Raw genomic sequence first — 16,400 nt, 5'->3', positions numbered from 1 at the left:
ATGGCATCACTGCCCGTGCTCGGTCAGCACCTTGTCGCAGCCTTTGCTCAGCTTCGTGCGGTTCTGCTTCAGGCAGGCGAGCACGGCGCCATCGCCATTGTTCATCACGGCACGGCAGAAGCGCGAGACATCGCGCGCGCAGGCATCATGGCCAGGCTGCTGTTGGGCGGAGGCGCTCGATGCGCACAGGAGCAGAGAAATAACGAAAAGAAATCTGGTCATCGCGTAATGCCTCTTGCCCGGAAGGACGTGCGGGGAAGCTAGTGCGATGATCCCACACCTGCAACGCTTTATTGCGAGCAGGAGCCGCGCCGCCGCGTGGCCCCGGCTTGACGCCGGGGCACATCGCGAAGGGAGCTAATCACACGACGATGTGGTCGTGCGCTGTTACTGACTGTCCTGGGCGTCAGCGACCTTGCGCGAGGCGCCCTTGGCGAGATCCTTGTCCATCACCGCGCGGCAGCCGGCGCTCAGGTCCGAGCGATGCTTCATCATGCATGCCGTGATCTTCGGGATGTTGGGGATTTCCGACGAGCACAGGCGGAAGGCATCGCCGGTGCACATCTGCTGCGCCTCGGCCGAGAAGGCGAAGCTCGAGGTCGTCGAGATCAGAGAGACGATGGCGGCAAAGCCCAGAGCCAGGCTGGTGTCGCGGATATTGGCAGAGAAGGACTTGGTGTCAGAAGACTTGGTCATTTGAGGCTCCCATTGGCGCCGTCGCAACGGCGCCCGTTGTTGATGGGAACTACGATGCTCCAGCAAAACAGTTTCCACTGTGATGACAGTCACGCGCCCCACCCCGACTGTGATCTCAGTCACATTGGCGCACCGCCCTGAAATTCCTCCACAACCGCCGTCGTGTTGGTGTCACGTTAACTGTTACTTCGCATTAATGGCTCGTCGCGCGGGAAATTCCGCAGGTTTGGTTGCGTAATTGGAAAGAGTAGCGATGCGTAATGCGTTGGGCCTGATGCTGGCCAGTGTAGTTGCGGCGGTCGTGATCGCCGCCGGCGGTTGGTTTTATTATTCCGCGCGCGCCGATCAGGGCGCTCCCAAAACAATTGCCGCCCGTGCCGCCGATCCGTTGCCGGCGCCGGCGAAGCTCGCCGCCAGGGATGACGTCGAGACCACTGCGACGGTTGCGGCCAAGCCGGCGGCGATGGCCCAGGCGCCTGCGCCCGCTCCCGTCATGCCGGTGCAGCCGAAGCAGGCCTGCGCCAATCCGAATGCGCTGGGCGTCTCCCGAATTGTCGAGATCGACACCACCGGCGGTCCCGGCTTCGGCTTCGATCATTTCAAGCAGTTCGACTTCCTCACCGAGAAGGAAGTCGTGCTGACCTTCGACGACGGTCCCTGGCCCGTGAACACGCCGAATGTGCTGAAGGCGCTCGCGGATGAATGCACCAAGGGCCTGTTCTTCTCGGTCGGCAAGCACGCGACCTATCATCCGGAAATCCTGCGCCAGGTGCTGGCCCAGGGCCATACGGTCGGCACGCACACCTGGTCGCACGTCAATCTGAACGGCAAGAAGATGACCGAGCAGATGGCCAAGGACGAGGTCGAGAAGGGCATCAGCGCGGTGAAATTCGCGCTCGGTGCCAACCCTGCGCCGTTCTTCCGCTTCCCGCAGCTTCAGCATAATCCGGCGATCGTGAGCTATTTCGGCACCCGCAACGTCGCGATGTTCTCGACCGACGTGGACTCCTTCGACTTCCGCAAGGGCGCCACGCCGGAGAAGATCGTCGAGACGGTGATGACGCGGCTGGACAAGCTCGGCAAGGGCATCGTTCTGATGCACGATTTCCAGAAGAACACCGGCATCGCCCTGCCGACGCTGCTCGCGCGGCTGAAGGCCGGCGGCTACAAGGTGGTGCAGATGAAGGCCAAGACTCCGCTGCAGACGCTGCCGGAATATGACGAAGCGATCATGAAGGACATGAAGGTGCCGACCGCGAGCACGAATACGCGTCCGATCTCGAGCGTGGTGCAGACGGTCTCGCAGTAAACGCGACCACCAAGGCGGGAATGCGCATGGCCGGGCTTTTGCCCGGCCATTTGCTTTGAGCGAGCGGCTTACCAATAGATGCCGTGGCGGTGCAGCTCGCTGATGATGCGGCGCTCGGTCCAGCTGCGCTTGGGCTTCGGCTTGTCCGCCCTTGCGGTCTTCCTGGTGGCGGGCTTGGCCGTCGTGGCCGGCGCCGCGGTGGTGGCAGGCGCGGCCGCCGCAGGTGCGACCGTGGTGGCCGGTGGCGCGGAGAGCGACACGGCCGGCGGACGGTCGGAATATTTCGGCGCCTCGGTGGCCGGCGCTGGCTCGCTCACTTGTGCCGTAGTCGCCGACGTCGGCGTGGTCAGCGGAGCCGGTGCCTGAGCGCCTGACGCTGACAGCGACAGGCTGCGGGAGCCGTCCGCCTGGGCGGATCCGGCGGTCAGGACCATGGCGGCAACCAGAATGATCTTGCGCATGTGAAAGTCTCCCCGTGTTGGCGTGACCGGGACATTACGGGGGATGCGCGTGGGGTTAAGTGATTGGCCTCACACAATCGCTGCACAATTTCGAACCGGCCGCCTGCGCTCAACACCCGCGCCGATAGACCCGCAGAGTCACGTCCGGAAAGCTCATGCTGTCGAGCAGGCAAACGCCCTTCTCCGCGTCCATGCGGGCGATGAGTTCATCGCCGACGCGCGGCCCGACCAGCGTGTGCTGGATCGAGCTCGAGAGCACGAGAATCTCCGACTTCAACAACGCATCGCCCGTTTCCTGCGCGCTCCGGAAATACAGCTCGTCGCGTACGACGAGATTCATCTTCGCCCGCGCCGCGTAGAGCTGGATGGCCGCCGACGTCACCGGATAAGGGCTGGAGAAGCCGACATAGAGCGGGCCGGGCGCTTGCGGCTTGATCTCGCGCAGCAGCGACCAGAGCCGCCCGGTCGCGAGGCGGATGCTCTCCTGCTGCTGCGCGCTCAGCGGTGTCGCCGTGCTGATCTGACCGATGACGACGTGCCTGACAAAAAGCTGAAGAACAAAGGCGAGCGCCAGCACCCGGCAGGCGGTGAGAAGGTAGCGGCGGATATCGTTGCGGAGGCCGAAGCGGATGAGCAGCTCTTCAATGAGCGCCATGCTGGCGCAGCCGTTGAGCACCATCGCGACGATGAACAGGCCATAGAACATCGCGCCGAAATAATAGGTCTTGATCGCCGCGACGGAGGGAATGGCATAAGCGATCAGCACAGCCGCGAGCAGAACGACGGCGTCGCGCAGCGCGGCGCGTCCGCGGATGGCCGCCAGCACCAGACGCAGCAGCATCAGGCCCGTCCCGATGGCGAACCAGTGATGCAGGCCGAACTGACCTTCGCCGCCGATCGAGAAGCGCAGCAAACCGGCCGAGAAACTTTCGCCTGTCGTCCAGAGGTCGCGCTGACCGACGAAAACGTGAAGGATGTAGGTGACGGTCTCGACCAGTGCAGGCCCGATCAAGAGGGCCGTTGTCGCAAGCAGCGGCAGCACGAACCACAGCAGCGCAGCGAGCGCCTTGCGGATCGAGATGCGCAATCCGCCCGCCTCCAGGCAATCGACGAACAGCCGGATCGCAAATGAACTGCCGAGCAGAGCGAGCGTGGCAAAGAACGCGGTCGGCTTGATGCTGACGGCCAGTGCGCAGGCAATGCCGAGACCGGCCAGGGCACGTGCGCTCCGATCGAGCACGCCGCGGTGAACGATCGCCCCGGCAGCAAGGCCAATGGCAAGACCCGAGGGCAGATCCGGTCGCGCCTCGGTCACCGTGTGCCACAGCACCGGGACGCAAGGAACCGCGATCAGGCACGCCGCGATCTCGAGCACCGGCCGCCGCCACGCCAGCCAGACGATCCCGAGCAGAAATGCAAAGACCAGCACCGAGTGGACGACATAAGGCCCGATGAAGCTGCCGGGAAACAGCGCAAACCCCGTAATCGCCACCATCGTCGAAAACGGCGCGTGGTCGTGAAGCAGAGTCCAGCTACTTGCGGCGATGCTCCGGTCACCGACCGCATTCATCCACCTGATGGCATCCAGGAAATAGGAGACGTCGTCATAAAGCGGAGGAACGGACAACCGCCCGCGCAGCTGCGAGGCATCGAGCGATCTCGATGCGACGATGGCGGTGATGCCGGCGGCGAGACTGACGAAGCCGAAGATCCGCAGCCATGCGCTCCAATTCGTCCTGGCCGTCGTCTCGGTACCCACCACTTGCCCCGTTGCGCGCATTTCCGTCCCTCAGGCATCGTAGTGACACGAGGGCGAAGCGCAACGCGCGGGCCGGCCTCAAGGAGCAAAGCGCTGGCGCTTGTTGGGAGGACCGGGATGAACCGAGGCGCTGGTGCCGCAAGAGGGATTCGAACCCCCGACCCCGTCATTACGAATGACGTGCTCTACCGACTGAGCTATTGCGGCGAACCCTGCCGGGGCCCGGGCGATGCCGGCCCCGATACGCGCGCTCCTGATATCGGGCATGGCCCGAATTGGCAAGGACAAGCCGGCTTCGAAATGCGGCTCACGCGCCCCAGCGGGACCAGAATCCCCGCCAGCCGCCGGCCTGGGCCTTGGGCGTGCCGATTTGTTCCGTAAATTCATCGCTCGGACCCTCGTCGTCGATCCCGGGATCGTCGGGGGCCCGGACGATGGGGATGACTGCGGGAATCGGCGCTGGCGCGGGTTTGCCGAGATCGGCGCGGGACCGGAACACCGGTGTCGCCGCCGGCGGCGATGATTCGGCGGGCTCGGGGGCCGGCTGGACCGGTTCGGCGGCGGCGACAGCGGCCGGCTCTTCTTTGGCAATCGGAGGCGAATTGTCCTGGGCGGCCGGCACGGGGGCTGGCTCGGGCTCGACTGCTGCCGGTTCCGCCGGGCTTTCGCTGGGAGCCACCGTCACGCGCTTCGGCGGCGGGGCCGCCAGCATGGCTTCCTCGAAGGCCGAGGATTCGATCGTGGTGCCTTTGTCCGAGGGCAGGCTGGCGACCGGCGTCTGCCACTGGAACGCATCGAGCCGGCCGGTGACCGGGGAGACCGGGCGCCAGCGATCGCTGACGTAACCGTCTGCAGTCCAGGCGGGATCGTGACGGGCGCGCACCGCGCGCAAGGTCCAGGCGCGGGCGCGCCCGCTATCGCCGTGTTCGGCGCGCTCGATCTCGGCCATCAGCAGCGCCACGCGCTGGGTCGGGTCATTGACGTAGGGCGCCAGCACCTCGCGTGCGCGGGCGAATTCGGAGGCGTCGATCGCGGCACGCGCGATCGCGAGCTGGCCCTCGACATGGCCTGACTTGTCGGCGGGCGTCTTGGCCGCGAGCGCCTCGACCCGCTGCAGGCGCTGGCGCGCGGAATCGCCGAGCTTCACATGGGCATAGGCATCGGCGAGATCGGGATGCGGATTGGCGAGCCAGGCGGCCTCGACCAGCTTCATGGCGCGGCGCACCTGATGCGCCTCGCTCTCGAATTTCGCGGCGAGCACCGCGGCCGGCACCAGGGTCGGCGCGAGCTTGATCGCTTCCATCACGCTCTCGCGCGCGACGTCGCGGTCCATGGTTTCCAATTCCAGCGCGCGCGCCGTGAGCAGCACGCCGCGCTGGCGGCGATAGGCCGGCTTGTCGATCAGGCCTGCGGACAAATTCGAATCGAGGATCGCGAGCGCGCCGCTCCAATCGCCGCGCGCGCAGCGGAAGCCGAGCACCGCATGCGAGGCCCAGGTCGAGGATGGCGACAGCTTGATCGCTTCCTCCGCGATCATCACCGCGCCGACCGCATCGTCGGCACGCTGCGCCTCGATGAACAGGCCGCGCAGCCCGAGCAGGCGCGTGTCCTCGCGCTCGGCCATGGCGCGGAAGGCGCGCTGCGCCTCGTCGCGGTTGCCTTCGAGCTGCGCCGACTGCGCGTGGAGCAGCAGCGCAAGCGGATCGTTCGGCGCGTGCCGCCGCGCCGCCTCGGCGTGACGGCGGGCGAGCGCGCTGTCGCCATGGCCGATCGCGAGCAGGCCGTGCGTGATGGCGTGGCGGCCCTTCGCGTGGCGCTTGTCGTGGCGGCGGCGGCGCAGGCGCCCCGGCGTGCGCCAGATCGTCGTCAGGATGCTCCAGAGCAGGACGATCGCAACGGCGAAGACGCCGAGAAGGAGCACGAACGCCGGAATGGTCGGCGAGGCGCGCCAGTGGCCCCAGGTCAAGACCACTTCGCCGGGCTGGTCGGCAACCCAGGCCGCGCCGGCCGCCGCCAGCGCAATCAGGACGAGGAAGAGGACGATGCGAAGCATGACGATCCCTATACGCGCTGATTGTTGCGCGAACCTTTATTGAGCAGATTTGGCGAGATCCGCCATCGCATCGTCGGCGAATTTGCGTGAGGCGGCGAGCGCGGCGTCGCGGGCATCGGCCTTGTCGAGCCAGGCCTGCGCCGGTGCGCGATCGGCCTCGGGCAGCGTCTTGAGCTCGCGCCGCGCTTCCACGAAATCATTGCGCAGCGCGGCCGCCGTGACGCGTGTCACGATCGCGCCACGGTCGTTGCCCACGCCGTCGGTGCGTTCGATGCGGACCAGTTTTGACGCGCCTGCCTGAAGGCGCTCGACGATGCCGGCACTCGCGGCCGGGGCTTCCGCCGGCGGTGACAGTTTCGGCACGATGGTGAGCAGCTCGCGGCTCAGCGCGACCGGCGTCGGGATGCCCGACGATGCAAACGTGTCGAGCGGCTTCAGCATGTCAGGCTTAGCGGCAAGCGTGCGCGCCGCGGACAGCTGCGACTGGTAGGGATCGCCATGACGAACGGCGACGTCGAGCAGCGCCGCCGCCACCACGAAGCGCAGCGGCTTGTCATCCCTGGCTTTTGCATCGGCGATCTTCTCGCCCTGTTGCGCGAGCTCGGCCCGCTCCGTCTTGCTGGCGCGCTCGAGCTGCGCGATGCGCTCGTTGAGCGCGGCAAGATCGGGCGCGGCCGTGGCGGGCGTCGACTTCGTGTCGTTCAGCGCGTTCGCGGTCTTGTCGAACTGCGTACGCAGATTGGCGACGTCGCTGCGCAAGCTGTTTGCGGACTTCTCCAGCGCGTCGATCCGCGCCGCCATGGCCGGATCGGGGACAGGCTTGCCGGCCCTGGCTTCGACCGCCGCAACACGGCCGCTCAGCGCATCGACCGTCGCGCCGGTGACTTGCGGCGCGGCCGGCGGTGCCTGCACGGCGGGCCAACCCAGCATCCAGCCGACCGCGATGACCACCGTCGCTGCGACAGCGCCGGAGAGCGGCGCAATGACCCAGGGCGAAACCGACGACACGGGAGCCTGCGCTTCGACGGGCTCCGGCTCTGCGTCAACCTTGTCGGAATTTGCCTGCTCGGGCGCAGCCTGTTCCGGTGCTGGCGCGGCCTCCGGCTCGACCGCCGTCTCCTGTGGCTGGGTCGAGACTTCGGTGGCTTCAAGATCAATGGTGGGCGGAATGCGCTTGGCACGACCGCTGTCGGGCGCCAATCCTGCGTCTTCAGGCTTGTCGTCGGCCATCGTGACGGTTCCTCACACTTCCATACCTGGGTAGATCAGATTGCGTCGGATTCGGACCCGACCTCTTACGCCAAACGGGTGCGCAAAGCACGCTCCAAGGTGCCAAACAGGGCGTTTTCATCCGGCGTCTCCGCCACCAGGACCTGTGACGCGCCAGCGTCGCGCAGCACGCTCGCGACCGTCGCGGACAAGCAGCAATGTGGTATGGCGAGCGCCGAGATTTCGACGCCTTCGTCCCGGGCCGCATCCAGGAACGCCCGGGCGCTGCGCCGGGAGTAGTGCAGCACCGCCTCGACCCCGTGAGCGGCAAAGCCCTCGCAGACCGCGCGGGGCAGATGCTTGACCGGAATCATGCGATAGGTCGTCTGCGTGACCACGGAAAAGCCCTCCGCATCGAGCTCGCCGCCGAGGTCGCGCGACAGATCCGCGCCCGCGAGATACAGCAGCGTGCTCTTTTTCTTCAGCACCTTGTCGCGAGCGCTCTGCATCACCTTGTCGCGCAAGGAGGCGGCATCGCCACCGGCGACGATCACCCGGACAAAGCCGGCGTCGCGCGCCGCAGCGGCCGTATGTTCGCCGACCGCGAACAGCGGCAGCTCCAGGAGACCAAGGTCCCGCAATTGTGGCGCGACGGCACGGATCGCGTTGGCCGACGTGACGAGGATGGCACCGTAGGGAGCTTCACCTTCGTCATGAAAGGCGACCGGCTCGAACTTGAGCGCCGGCGCAAGCAGCACCTCGTGCCCGCGCGCGCGCAGACTTTCCGCCGTCGTTTCATTGTCGGGATGCGGCCGTGTGACGAGAATGGACATCGCTGGTGTTCCCGAACCAATTGGCGGTGACGCATGACCGATTGCGCTATCCGGCCCCGGAATGCTACCGGACGTACCAGAACTCTGCTTTACGGATGAGCGCAAGGGCGCAAATTGGATAACAATTCGCCAATGCTGGTACTCGGCATCGAAACCACCTGCGACGAGACCGCCGCGGCCGTGATCGAGCGCGCGTCCGACGGCAGCGGCAAGATCCTGTCCAATATCGTGCGGTCGCAGATCGAGGAGCACGCCCGCTTCGGCGGCGTGGTGCCGGAGATCGCCGCCCGTGCCCATGTCGACCTGCTCGACGGTATCGTCGATCGCGCCATGCGCGAGGCCGGAATCGGCTTCAGCCAGCTCGGCGGTGTCGCGGCCGCCGCGGGGCCGGGCCTGATCGGCGGCGTCATCGTCGGACTCACCACCGCGAAGGCGATCGCGATGGTGCACGACACGCCGCTGGTCGCAGTGAACCATCTGGAGGCGCATGCGCTGACGCCGCGCCTCACCGATGCAATCGAATTTCCCTATTGCCTGTTTCTCGCCTCCGGCGGCCACACCCAGATCGTCGCGGTCACCGGCGTCGGACAATATGTGCGGCTCGGCACCACCGTCGACGACGCGATCGGCGAGGCCTTCGACAAGGTCGCGAAGATGCTGGGCCTGCCTTATCCCGGCGGCCCGCAGGTCGAGCGCGCGGCCGCAAGCGGCGACGCCGATCGCTTCGCTCTTCCGCGTCCGATGCAGGGCAGACCCGACGCCAATTTCTCGCTATCGGGATTGAAGACGGCGGTGCGCACCGAGGCGAGCCGGCTCGCCGAGATCACACCGCAGGACATCAGCGATCTCTGCGCGAGCTTCCAGGCTGCCGTGCTGGAATCGACGGCGGACCGGCTGAGTGTCGGCCTAAAACTCTTCCGCGAGCGATTCGGCGCGCCCCGCGCCCTCGTCGCCGCCGGCGGTGTCGCCGCCAATCAGGCGATCCGCGGCGCCCTCGACGACGTCGCAAAGCAGGCCGGGACACAATTGATCATGCCGCCGCCCGAGCTCTGCACCGACAACGGCGCGATGATCGCCTGGGCTGGCGCCGAGCGCCTCGCGCTCGGCATGATCGACACGATGGATGCACAACCGCGGGCGCGCTGGCTGCTCGATGCCAACGCAACGGCGCCGGCAGGCTACGGCAAGACGCGGGCGGGATATTAGAATGTCTGCGTTCAAATCCGTCGCGGTGATCGGCGCGGGTGCCTGGGGCACGGCGCTGGCGACCGTGGCAGCGCGGGCGGGGCGTGCCGTGACGCTGTGGGCACGTAATGCCGAACATGCCGCGCGGATCGCCTCGACGCGCGACAACCCGCGGCTGCCCGGCGTCCGAATCCCGCCCGAGATCAGTGTCACGAGCGATCTCGCCGAGGCGTCGCGCGCGGACATGCTGCTGATCGCAGCGCCGGCGCAGCATGTCCGCGGCGCCGTCAACATGCTGGCGTCGCATCTGGTACGACCGGCACCGGTCATTGCCTGCGCCAAGGGCATCGAGCACGGCACCCACAAATTCATGACCGACGTGATCGCGGAAGCCGCGCCGAGCGCGCTGCCGGCGATCCTGTCGGGCCCGAGCTTTGCCGACGACGTCGCGCGCGGTCTGCCGACGGCGGTGACGTTGGCGGCAGGCGACGAGACGTTGGCGAGCGCGCTCGTGCAAGCGTTGGGCTCGCCGACATTCCGTCCTTACCACTCCACCGACATTCGGGGCGTCGAGATCGGCGGCGCTGCCAAGAACGTGCTGGCGATTGCGGTCGGGATCGCGGTCGGGCGCAAGCTCGGCGCCTCCGCCCAGGCCGCGCTGACCACGCGCGGCTTTGCCGAGCTGACGCGTCTCGGTCGCGCGCTCGGCGCGCGTGGCGAGACGCTGACGGGGCTGTCCGGCCTCGGTGATCTCATTCTGACCTGCTCGAGCCCGCAATCACGCAACTTCGCCCTCGGACTCGCACTCGGCCGCGGCGAGCAGCCGCCCGCCGGCAAGCTTGCCGAGGGCGAATTCACTGCGCCGGTCCTGGTCGAACTCGCAGCTTCGCAAAACATCGAGATGCCGGTATCAGAAGCGGTCGCGTCGATCCTGAGCGGCCGGAGCACGATCGACGCCGCGATCTCGGGGCTGCTGACACGCCCCTTCAAGTCTGAGGAATAGATATGGCGTACTGGCTGGTGAAATCCGAACCGTCGGTGTGGTCCTGGGACCAGCAGGTGGCGAAGGGCGCCAAGGGCGAGGCCTGGACCGGCGTGCGCAATTACACCGCGCGCCAGCACCTCGTCGCCATGAAGAAGGGCGACAAGGCGTTCTTCTATCATTCCAACGAAGGCAAGGAGATCGTCGGCATCGCGGAGATCATCAAGGAAGCCTATCCGGATCCGACCGACAAGACCGAAAAATTCGTCTGCGTCGACATCAAGGCCGACAAACCCTTGAAGACTCCGGTGACGATGGCCGCGATCAAGGCCGACAAGAAGCTCGCCGACATGGCGCTGGTGAAGTATTCGCGCCTCTCGGTGCAGCCGGTGACGGCGGAGGAGTGGAAGCTCGTGTGCAAGATGGGCGGGACGTAGTTTCTCACCTCACGGCAAAGCAAACACCTCGCACGGCGCGGCGATGCCGCGCAGCGAATGCGATCCGAGCGCGACCAGCGGCATGTCCGTCTCGGCGGCGAGCGCGCCCGACACCAGCACGGTCCTTCCCAACGACTTGCACAATCCCTCGAGGCGGCTGGCAAGATTGACGGCGGGACCGATCGCGGTGAAATCGAGCCGATTGGCCGCGCCGATATTGCCCCAGAGCATCTCACCGAGATGCAGCGCGGCACCGAATGCCAGCGGCGGCAGGCCCTTGGCGCCGCGCTCGGCGTTGAGATAGGCCATCCCGGCCTCGGCGGCACCTGCCGCACGCAAAGCGGCCTCGCAGGCCCGTCGCGGCGACGCCTCGACCACAGGAAAGATCGCCAGCACGCCGTCGCCGATGAATTTCAGCACCTCGCCGCCGAAAGCGTGAACGGCGCCGGCGATGCGATCGAACCAGGCGTCGAGCGCGGCGATGACCTCTCCAGGCGGTGAGGTGTCCGACAACGTCGTGAAATTGCGCAAATCCGCATAGAGCAGCGCGGCCTGAATGGTCTCGCCGAGATCGCGCCGCAGGGGTGCCGCCAGCACCCGCTCGGCGCTGCGCTTGCCGAGATAGGCATCCAGCGTCGCCCGCAACGTGGCGCGCGCGGCGAGCACGGCGAGGGGCGTTGCAGCAAAACGCGCGGCCTGACGCAATTGCCCGATTTCATCTGCGGTGAACGGCCGCGGCCCGATCCAGCCGAGCAGCGGCCCGTCGGGCCGTCCGACGGCGTCTTCGTGCACCTCGCCGCGCGCGATGTCGCGTAACCAGCGGCGACCGGCATCGTTCGGCGGATCCGGTGCGAGCCCGCCCGGCGCGAAGCCGAGCGCTTCGATCACCTGGCCGCTGTCGGCACGCCACAGCCACGTTCGCTTCGCGATCAGCGGATGCGGCACTTCCAGCGTCAGGGCGCCCGCCGCGAGCGGCACGCCGTCGGCCATCAGATGAGCGCCGAGTTCCGCGAGCAGGCGGTCGGCCCCGGCACTATCCGAGGCGACATCGACGAGCCAGGCGAGCGTCGGCGAGAGCTGCATGGTCCGATCATGACGAAGGCGGGCCGGGTTTGTCACGGGCAATCCTTGACGGGCCGCCCGGGCGCCGCCATGTCGTGATGTCAGCGAAGGGATGATGGCCCATGACTGAACCGTTCATCGTGCGACGCGAGACCCAGATCGCAGCACCCCGCGCGACCGTTTTCGCTTACCTGACCGACCCCGAAAAGATCTTGAGCTGGATGGGATCCGACGCGACCACGGAGCCGCATCCCGGCGGGCTCTATCTGCTGAGGGGCGTCGGCCCGCGCGGCGGCGTCGCCCGCGGCGCCTTCCGCGAGGTCGTGCCGGTGCACCGTCTGGCCTACACGTTCGGCTGGGAGGGTGGCCAGGAAGTGCCGCCGGGCTCCAGCCTGATCGAGATCGACCTGATCGAACGCGATGGCGGCACGCTGCTGCGCATGACCCATAGCGGCCTGCCGAGCGAAGCGCAGGCCGCTGCGCACGCGACGGGGTGGGGGCATTATCTGGGTCGGCTGACGATCGCAGCTGCGGGCGGCGATGCCGGTCCCGATAACGGCGTCTCGACCAAGTCGTAGCTCTGTGGGGTAGGCAGAGCGTCGCGCGCCCACCATCCTGCGGTTGGAGAGGTGGGCACGGCGCTAAGCGCCTTTGCCCATCCTCCGGCACTGTCTTGGCCGGTTACACCGCCGCGGTCGCGACGACCTGCGCCAGCAGCTGCTCGCGCCTTGCTTGCGAGCGCTGGCCCTTCATGGTCGCCGCAAAACGTTCGAGGATGCCGTCCTCGAAGGCGGTGACGATGGTGTCGTGGACATAGCTCTTGCGGCAGATCGCCGGCGTGTTCGAGAGCTTGTCGGCGGCGGCGCGGATCGCGTCGAGCACCTGCTTCTTGCGGCCGCGCTGGCTGGTCGCCGGCGTGATCCGCGACAGCGATTCCACGACGACGGCCGAGGCCATCAGCGTGCGAAAATCCTTCAGCGAGATCTTGATGCCGGCGATCTCGCGCAAGAACGCGTTCACCTGCGTGGTGCTGACCGCGCGCACGATGCCGTAGGCATCGCGATACTGGAACATGCGCTTCCCGGGGACGCCCTGCAGAATGCCGATGGCGCGCACCAGCTTGGCCGCGTCGCATTCCTTGCGTACCGCCTTGCCGCCCTTGGCCTTGAAGGTCAGCACGAAGCAATCGTCTTCCAGCGTGACGTTGGACTTCAAGAGCGTGGTCGCGCCGCGCGTGCCGTTGAGGCGAGCGTAGGATTCGTTGCCGGGGCGGATCGCGGTGCGCGCGATCAGCTCGATCACGGCCGAGAGCGCGAATTCACGCGTCGGCTCGTCACCCGACAGGAACGCCGAGACCTTGCGCCGGATTTTTGGCAGCGCGCCGACGAGCTTCTCCAGGCGATGCGCCTTGCGATGCTCGCGGACCTTCTCCCAATCGGCGTGATAGCGATATTGCAGCCGGCCCGCCGCATCCCGGCCCACGGCCTGAAGATGCGAGCTCGGATCGGCCGAGTAGCGCACCTCGCGATAGGCCGGCGGCACCGCCATGGAATGCAGCCGGCGGATGGTGCGGGCGTCGCGGATGTGCGCGCCGTTGGGACGGACGAAGGAATAGCCCTTGCCGCGCTTGATGCGGCGGATGGTCAGCTCATTCTGGTCGCCGAGCCGCAGGCCAAGCTCCTTGGCGAGCGCCTCGACCGTCGCGGGCGCGGTGTCGTAGGTCTTTTTCGGACTGGGACGCCTGAAACCGGTCGGTTTCGGCCATTGTCCAAGGGCTTTGGCCAGCGCAATGGCCGCCGGATCGGCTGAAGCGGGCCGTATCGTCCCGAGATTCTGCTGATCCATCATAGTCTTATGCCTTAGCCCTGTCTGTTACCGGTCAATGCCGCTGTTCTGATTTTTGTTCCAAGGGGTCTCTTCGGACCCGGGTTGGCCATTTAGGGTGTTCCGAACCGTATTGCGAGTCCCGAATCAGTGACAGACGGTCTCTAAATACCTCTAGGAATGCATGGAGGCTCTGCGCAGGCTTGCTCCATGGTTTGAGTAAACTCAGTGAAAGCCGCCCCTGGGCCTGTTTCAGATCTGCGACAATCGCAGCAGGTGGCCTTGATCCTCCGCATGGTCAGCGGCCCGCCGAAGGTCCAGCTTGTGCTCCTTGTCGGGTCCGGTTAGCCCGACGCATAATCAGTCAATGATCAAGTCGGCTCGCCAGTCGCTAGCGTTCGGCCTGCCGTATGTGGAGGGAAAGCATGTCCGAGAAGATCTACGACGTCCCCGCGGAGTGGGCGAAGCGCGCCTGGGTCGACCAGGCCAAGTACAAGGAGATGTACGCTCGCTCGATCTCGGACCCCAACGGTTTCTGGGCGGAGCAGGCCAAGCGCATCGACTGGATGCACGCGCCCACGAAAATCGAGAACGTCTCGTTCGCGCCCGGCAACATCTCGATCAAATGGTTCGAGGACGGCATCCTCAACGTCGCCTACAATTGCATCGACCGGCATCTCGCCAAGCGCGGCAACCAGACCGCGATCATCTGGGAAGGCGACGATCCCTCGCAGTCCAAGCACATCACCTATCAGGAGCTGCACGACGAGGTCTGCCGGATGGCCAACATCCTGCGCACCCGTAACGTCAAGAAGGGTGACCGCGTCACCATCTACCTGCCGATGATTCCGGAAGCGGCCTATGCGATGCTCGCCTGTGCACGCATCGGCGCTGTTCACTCCGTGGTGTTCGCGGGCTTCTCGCCGGACTCACTCGCCCAGCGCATCAATGACTGTAAATCCAAGGTCATCATCACCGCGGACGAAGGCCTGCGCGGCGGCAAGAAGGTGCCGCTGAAAGCCAATGTCGACGCGGCGCTGGCCAAGGCCGACGGCGTCGACTGGGTCGTCGTCGTCAAGCGCACCGGCGGCAAGGTCGACATGAACCCGACGCGTGACCTCTGGTATCACGAGGCGGCGGCCATGGTGACGACGGAATGCCCCGTCGAGCACATGCACGCCGAGGACCCGCTGTTCATCCTCTACACCTCAGGCTCGACCGGCCAGCCCAAGGGCGTGCTGCACACCTCCGCCGGCTATCTCGTGTTCGCCTCGATGACGCATCAATACGTCTTCGATTATCACGATGGCGACATCTACTGGTGTACCGCCGATGTCGGCTGGGTCACCGGTCACAGCTACATCCTGTACGGGCCGCTGGCGAACGGCGCGACCACCCTGATGTTCGAAGGCGTGCCGAATTACCCTGATAATTCCAGGTTCTGGAACGTCATCGACAAGCACAAGGTCAATATCTTCTACACTGCGCCGACCGCGATCCGCGCCTTGATGCAGTCGGGCGACGAGCCGGTGAAGAAGACCTCGCGCGCCTCGCTCCGCCTGCTCGGCTCGGTCGGCGAGCCGATCAACCCGGAAGCCTGGGAGTGGTATCACCGCGTCGTCGGCGACGACCGCTGCCCGATCGTCGACACCTGGTGGCAGACCGAGACCGGCGGCATCCTGATCACGCCGCTGCCGGGCGCGACCAAGCTGAAGCCCGGCTCGGCGACGCAGCCGTTCTTCGGCGTGGTCCCCGAGATCGTCGACGCCGACGGCAAGGTGCTGGAGGGCGAAACGTCGGGCAATCTCTGCCTCACCCGCTCCTGGCCCGGCCAGATGCGCACCGTCTATGGCGACCATGCCCGCTTCGAGCAGACCTATTTCTCGACCTACAAGGGCAAGTATTTTACGGGCGACGGCTGCCGACGCGACGCCGACGGCTATTACTGGATCACCGGCCGCGTCGATGACGTCATCAACGTCTCCGGCCATCGCATGGGCACCGCGGAAGTCGAGAGCGCGCTGGTCGCACATGAGAAGGTCTCGGAGGCCGCGGTGGTCGGCTTCCCGCACGACATCAAGGGCCAGGGCATCTACGCCTATGTCACCCTGATGGCCGGCATCGAGCCGACCGAGGATCTGCGCAAGGAGCTCGTGACCTGGGTGCGCAAGGAGATCGGCCCGATCGCCTCGCCCGACCAGATCCAGTTCGCGCCGGGCCTGCCCAAGACCCGCTCCGGCAAGATCATGCGCCGCATCCTGCGCAAGATCGCCGAGGACGAGCCGGGCAGCCTGGGCGACACCTCGACCCTGGCCGATCCCGCCGTGGTCGACGACCTCGTCAAGAACCGGCAGAACCGCAGGCCGGCGTAAGGCAGGCTCTCGTGCCCCGGATGCAGCGCAGCGCCTCCTTGGCGGTGCGCTGCTGAGCCGGGGCCCATCTGACGAGGGAACGTGCGGCCTGCTGGGTCCCTGTGTATCGAAATTCTGTCATGGTGGAGTGGGCGGGAAGCCGTTGGGTCCTTGGCGCTTGACGCCGTGAGCCGGCTCGGTCTCCCGCCCGTTCCATCTATCAACCTGAACAGTTGCAC

15 protein-coding genes and 1 tRNA gene are annotated in these 16,400 nt (G+C 66.4%); 6 read left to right on the top strand and 10 right to left on the bottom strand.

Features of this window, described 5'->3' with window-relative positions; genetic code table 11:
* Positions 1 to 6: 6 nt before the first annotated feature.
* On the bottom strand, positions 7 to 222 hold the full coding sequence (locus RPS27_RS08040; RefSeq protein WP_194405339.1) for a cysteine rich repeat-containing protein: 216 nt from the start codon (positions 220 to 222) through the stop codon (positions 7 to 9).
* 165 nt (positions 223 to 387) lie between these two features.
* A complete protein-coding gene (locus tag RPS27_RS08035; RefSeq protein ID WP_212064656.1) occupies positions 388 to 696 on the bottom strand; it encodes a hypothetical protein in 309 nt (102 codons plus the stop codon).
* Positions 697 to 949: 253 nt separating this feature from the next.
* Between RPS27_RS08035 and RPS27_RS08030 the strand changes: the two genes are divergently transcribed.
* Positions 950 to 2,005 (top strand): polysaccharide deacetylase family protein, encoded by a 1,056-nt coding sequence (locus RPS27_RS08030; RefSeq protein WP_212064658.1) that lies wholly within the window; start codon positions 950 to 952, stop codon positions 2,003 to 2,005.
* Between the two features lie 68 nt (positions 2,006 to 2,073).
* Here RPS27_RS08030 and RPS27_RS08025 read toward each other — a convergent pair whose 3' ends face one another.
* From RPS27_RS08025 to RPS27_RS08000, 6 genes are all read right to left on the bottom strand, one after another.
* Positions 2,074 to 2,466, bottom strand: a complete 393-nt coding sequence (locus RPS27_RS08025) for a hypothetical protein (protein ID WP_212064660.1) — start codon at positions 2,464 to 2,466, stop codon at positions 2,074 to 2,076.
* Between the two features lie 109 nt (positions 2,467 to 2,575).
* A complete protein-coding gene (locus RPS27_RS08020) occupies positions 2,576 to 4,225 on the bottom strand; it encodes a hypothetical protein (protein ID WP_313753956.1) in 1,650 nt (549 codons plus the stop codon).
* Positions 4,226 to 4,356: 131 nt separating this feature from the next.
* Positions 4,357 to 4,432 (bottom strand) — tRNA-Thr (locus RPS27_RS08015).
* A 100-nt stretch (positions 4,433 to 4,532) separates the two neighbouring features.
* A complete protein-coding gene (locus RPS27_RS08010; protein WP_212064663.1) occupies positions 4,533 to 6,278 on the bottom strand; it encodes a heme biosynthesis protein HemY in 1,746 nt (581 codons plus the stop codon).
* 36 nt (positions 6,279 to 6,314) lie between these two features.
* Positions 6,315 to 7,508: a COG4223 family protein gene (locus RPS27_RS08005; RefSeq protein WP_212064664.1), complete on the bottom strand. Its 1,194-nt coding sequence runs from the start codon at positions 7,506 to 7,508 to the stop codon at positions 6,315 to 6,317.
* 65 nt (positions 7,509 to 7,573) lie between these two features.
* The gene (locus tag RPS27_RS08000) at positions 7,574 to 8,320 is read right to left on the bottom strand and encodes a uroporphyrinogen-III synthase (protein WP_212064665.1); all 747 of its coding nucleotides are present in this window, start codon (positions 8,318 to 8,320) and stop codon (positions 7,574 to 7,576) included.
* Between the two features lie 132 nt (positions 8,321 to 8,452).
* On the opposite strand from RPS27_RS08000, the gene tsaD reads away from it, so the two are divergent.
* The 3 genes from tsaD to RPS27_RS07985 are packed head-to-tail and all read left to right on the top strand — an operon-like array spanning position 8,453 to position 10,924.
* Positions 8,453 to 9,526, top strand: a complete 1,074-nt coding sequence (gene tsaD, locus RPS27_RS07995) for a tRNA (adenosine(37)-N6)-threonylcarbamoyltransferase complex transferase subunit TsaD (RefSeq protein ID WP_212064666.1) — start codon at positions 8,453 to 8,455, stop codon at positions 9,524 to 9,526.
* Between the two features lies 1 nt (position 9,527).
* Positions 9,528 to 10,508, top strand: a complete 981-nt coding sequence (locus tag RPS27_RS07990) for an NAD(P)H-dependent glycerol-3-phosphate dehydrogenase (protein WP_212064667.1) — start codon at positions 9,528 to 9,530, stop codon at positions 10,506 to 10,508.
* Positions 10,509 to 10,510: 2 nt separating this feature from the next.
* Positions 10,511 to 10,924 carry an EVE domain-containing protein gene (locus tag RPS27_RS07985; RefSeq protein WP_212064668.1) on the top strand — a complete coding sequence of 138 codons (414 nt, stop codon included), beginning with the start codon at positions 10,511 to 10,513 and terminating at the stop codon, positions 10,922 to 10,924.
* A gap of 9 nt (positions 10,925 to 10,933) precedes the next feature.
* Here RPS27_RS07985 and RPS27_RS07980 read toward each other — a convergent pair whose 3' ends face one another.
* Entirely contained in the window at positions 10,934 to 12,007 is a 1,074-nt protein-coding gene (locus RPS27_RS07980; protein ID WP_212064669.1) for an adenylate/guanylate cyclase domain-containing protein, read from the bottom strand.
* Positions 12,008 to 12,108: 101 nt separating this feature from the next.
* Here RPS27_RS07980 and RPS27_RS07975 point away from each other — a divergent pair, with 101 nt between their 5' ends.
* Positions 12,109 to 12,564, top strand: a complete 456-nt coding sequence (locus tag RPS27_RS07975; RefSeq protein WP_211415157.1) for an SRPBCC domain-containing protein — start codon at positions 12,109 to 12,111, stop codon at positions 12,562 to 12,564.
* 103 nt (positions 12,565 to 12,667) lie between these two features.
* Here RPS27_RS07975 and RPS27_RS07970 read toward each other — a convergent pair whose 3' ends face one another.
* Positions 12,668 to 13,834, bottom strand: a complete 1,167-nt coding sequence (locus RPS27_RS07970) for a DNA topoisomerase IB (RefSeq protein WP_194405326.1) — start codon at positions 13,832 to 13,834, stop codon at positions 12,668 to 12,670.
* Positions 13,835 to 14,235: 401 nt separating this feature from the next.
* Here RPS27_RS07970 and acs point away from each other — a divergent pair, with 401 nt between their 5' ends.
* Complete coding sequence (gene acs / locus RPS27_RS07965; RefSeq protein WP_212064671.1) at positions 14,236 to 16,182, top strand: acetate--CoA ligase; 1,947 nt, start codon at positions 14,236 to 14,238, stop codon at positions 16,180 to 16,182.
* The last annotated feature ends 218 nt before the right edge of the window (positions 16,183 to 16,400 follow it).

Source organism: Bradyrhizobium sp. WYCCWR 12699, assembly GCF_032144035.1.
Lineage (GTDB): Bacteria > Pseudomonadota > Alphaproteobacteria > Rhizobiales > Xanthobacteraceae > Bradyrhizobium.
The sequence above is the reverse complement of the archived record's forward strand: the minus strand, read 5'-3'. Positions and strand labels throughout refer to the sequence as shown.

Bases quoted from the DNA above. Each gene is read 5' to 3' on its own strand.
- RPS27_RS08040 (WP_194405339.1), bottom strand. From the start codon at position 222: ATGACCAGATTTCTTTTCGTTATTTCTCTGCTCCTGTGCGCATCGAGC.
- RPS27_RS08035 (WP_212064656.1), bottom strand. From the start codon at position 696: ATGACCAAGTCTTCTGACACCAAGTCCTTCTCTGCCAATATCCGCGAC.
- RPS27_RS08030 (WP_212064658.1), top strand. From the start codon at position 950: ATGCGTAATGCGTTGGGCCTGATGCTGGCCAGTGTAGTTGCGGCGGTC.
- RPS27_RS08025 (WP_212064660.1), bottom strand. From the start codon at position 2,466: ATGCGCAAGATCATTCTGGTTGCCGCCATGGTCCTGACCGCCGGATCC.
- RPS27_RS08010 (WP_212064663.1), bottom strand. From the start codon at position 6,278: ATGCTTCGCATCGTCCTCTTCCTCGTCCTGATTGCGCTGGCGGCGGCC.
- RPS27_RS08005 (WP_212064664.1), bottom strand. From the start codon at position 7,508: ATGGCCGACGACAAGCCTGAAGACGCAGGATTGGCGCCCGACAGCGGT.
- RPS27_RS08000 (WP_212064665.1), bottom strand. From the start codon at position 8,320: ATGTCCATTCTCGTCACACGGCCGCATCCCGACAATGAAACGACGGCG.
- tsaD (WP_212064666.1), top strand. From the start codon at position 8,453: ATGCTGGTACTCGGCATCGAAACCACCTGCGACGAGACCGCCGCGGCC.
- RPS27_RS07990 (WP_212064667.1), top strand. From the start codon at position 9,528: ATGTCTGCGTTCAAATCCGTCGCGGTGATCGGCGCGGGTGCCTGGGGC.
- RPS27_RS07985 (WP_212064668.1), top strand. From the start codon at position 10,511: ATGGCGTACTGGCTGGTGAAATCCGAACCGTCGGTGTGGTCCTGGGAC.
- RPS27_RS07980 (WP_212064669.1), bottom strand. From the start codon at position 12,007: ATGCAGCTCTCGCCGACGCTCGCCTGGCTCGTCGATGTCGCCTCGGAT.
- RPS27_RS07975 (WP_211415157.1), top strand. From the start codon at position 12,109: ATGACTGAACCGTTCATCGTGCGACGCGAGACCCAGATCGCAGCACCC.
- RPS27_RS07970 (WP_194405326.1), bottom strand. From the start codon at position 13,834: ATGATGGATCAGCAGAATCTCGGGACGATACGGCCCGCTTCAGCCGAT.
- acs (WP_212064671.1), top strand. From the start codon at position 14,236: ATGTCCGAGAAGATCTACGACGTCCCCGCGGAGTGGGCGAAGCGCGCC.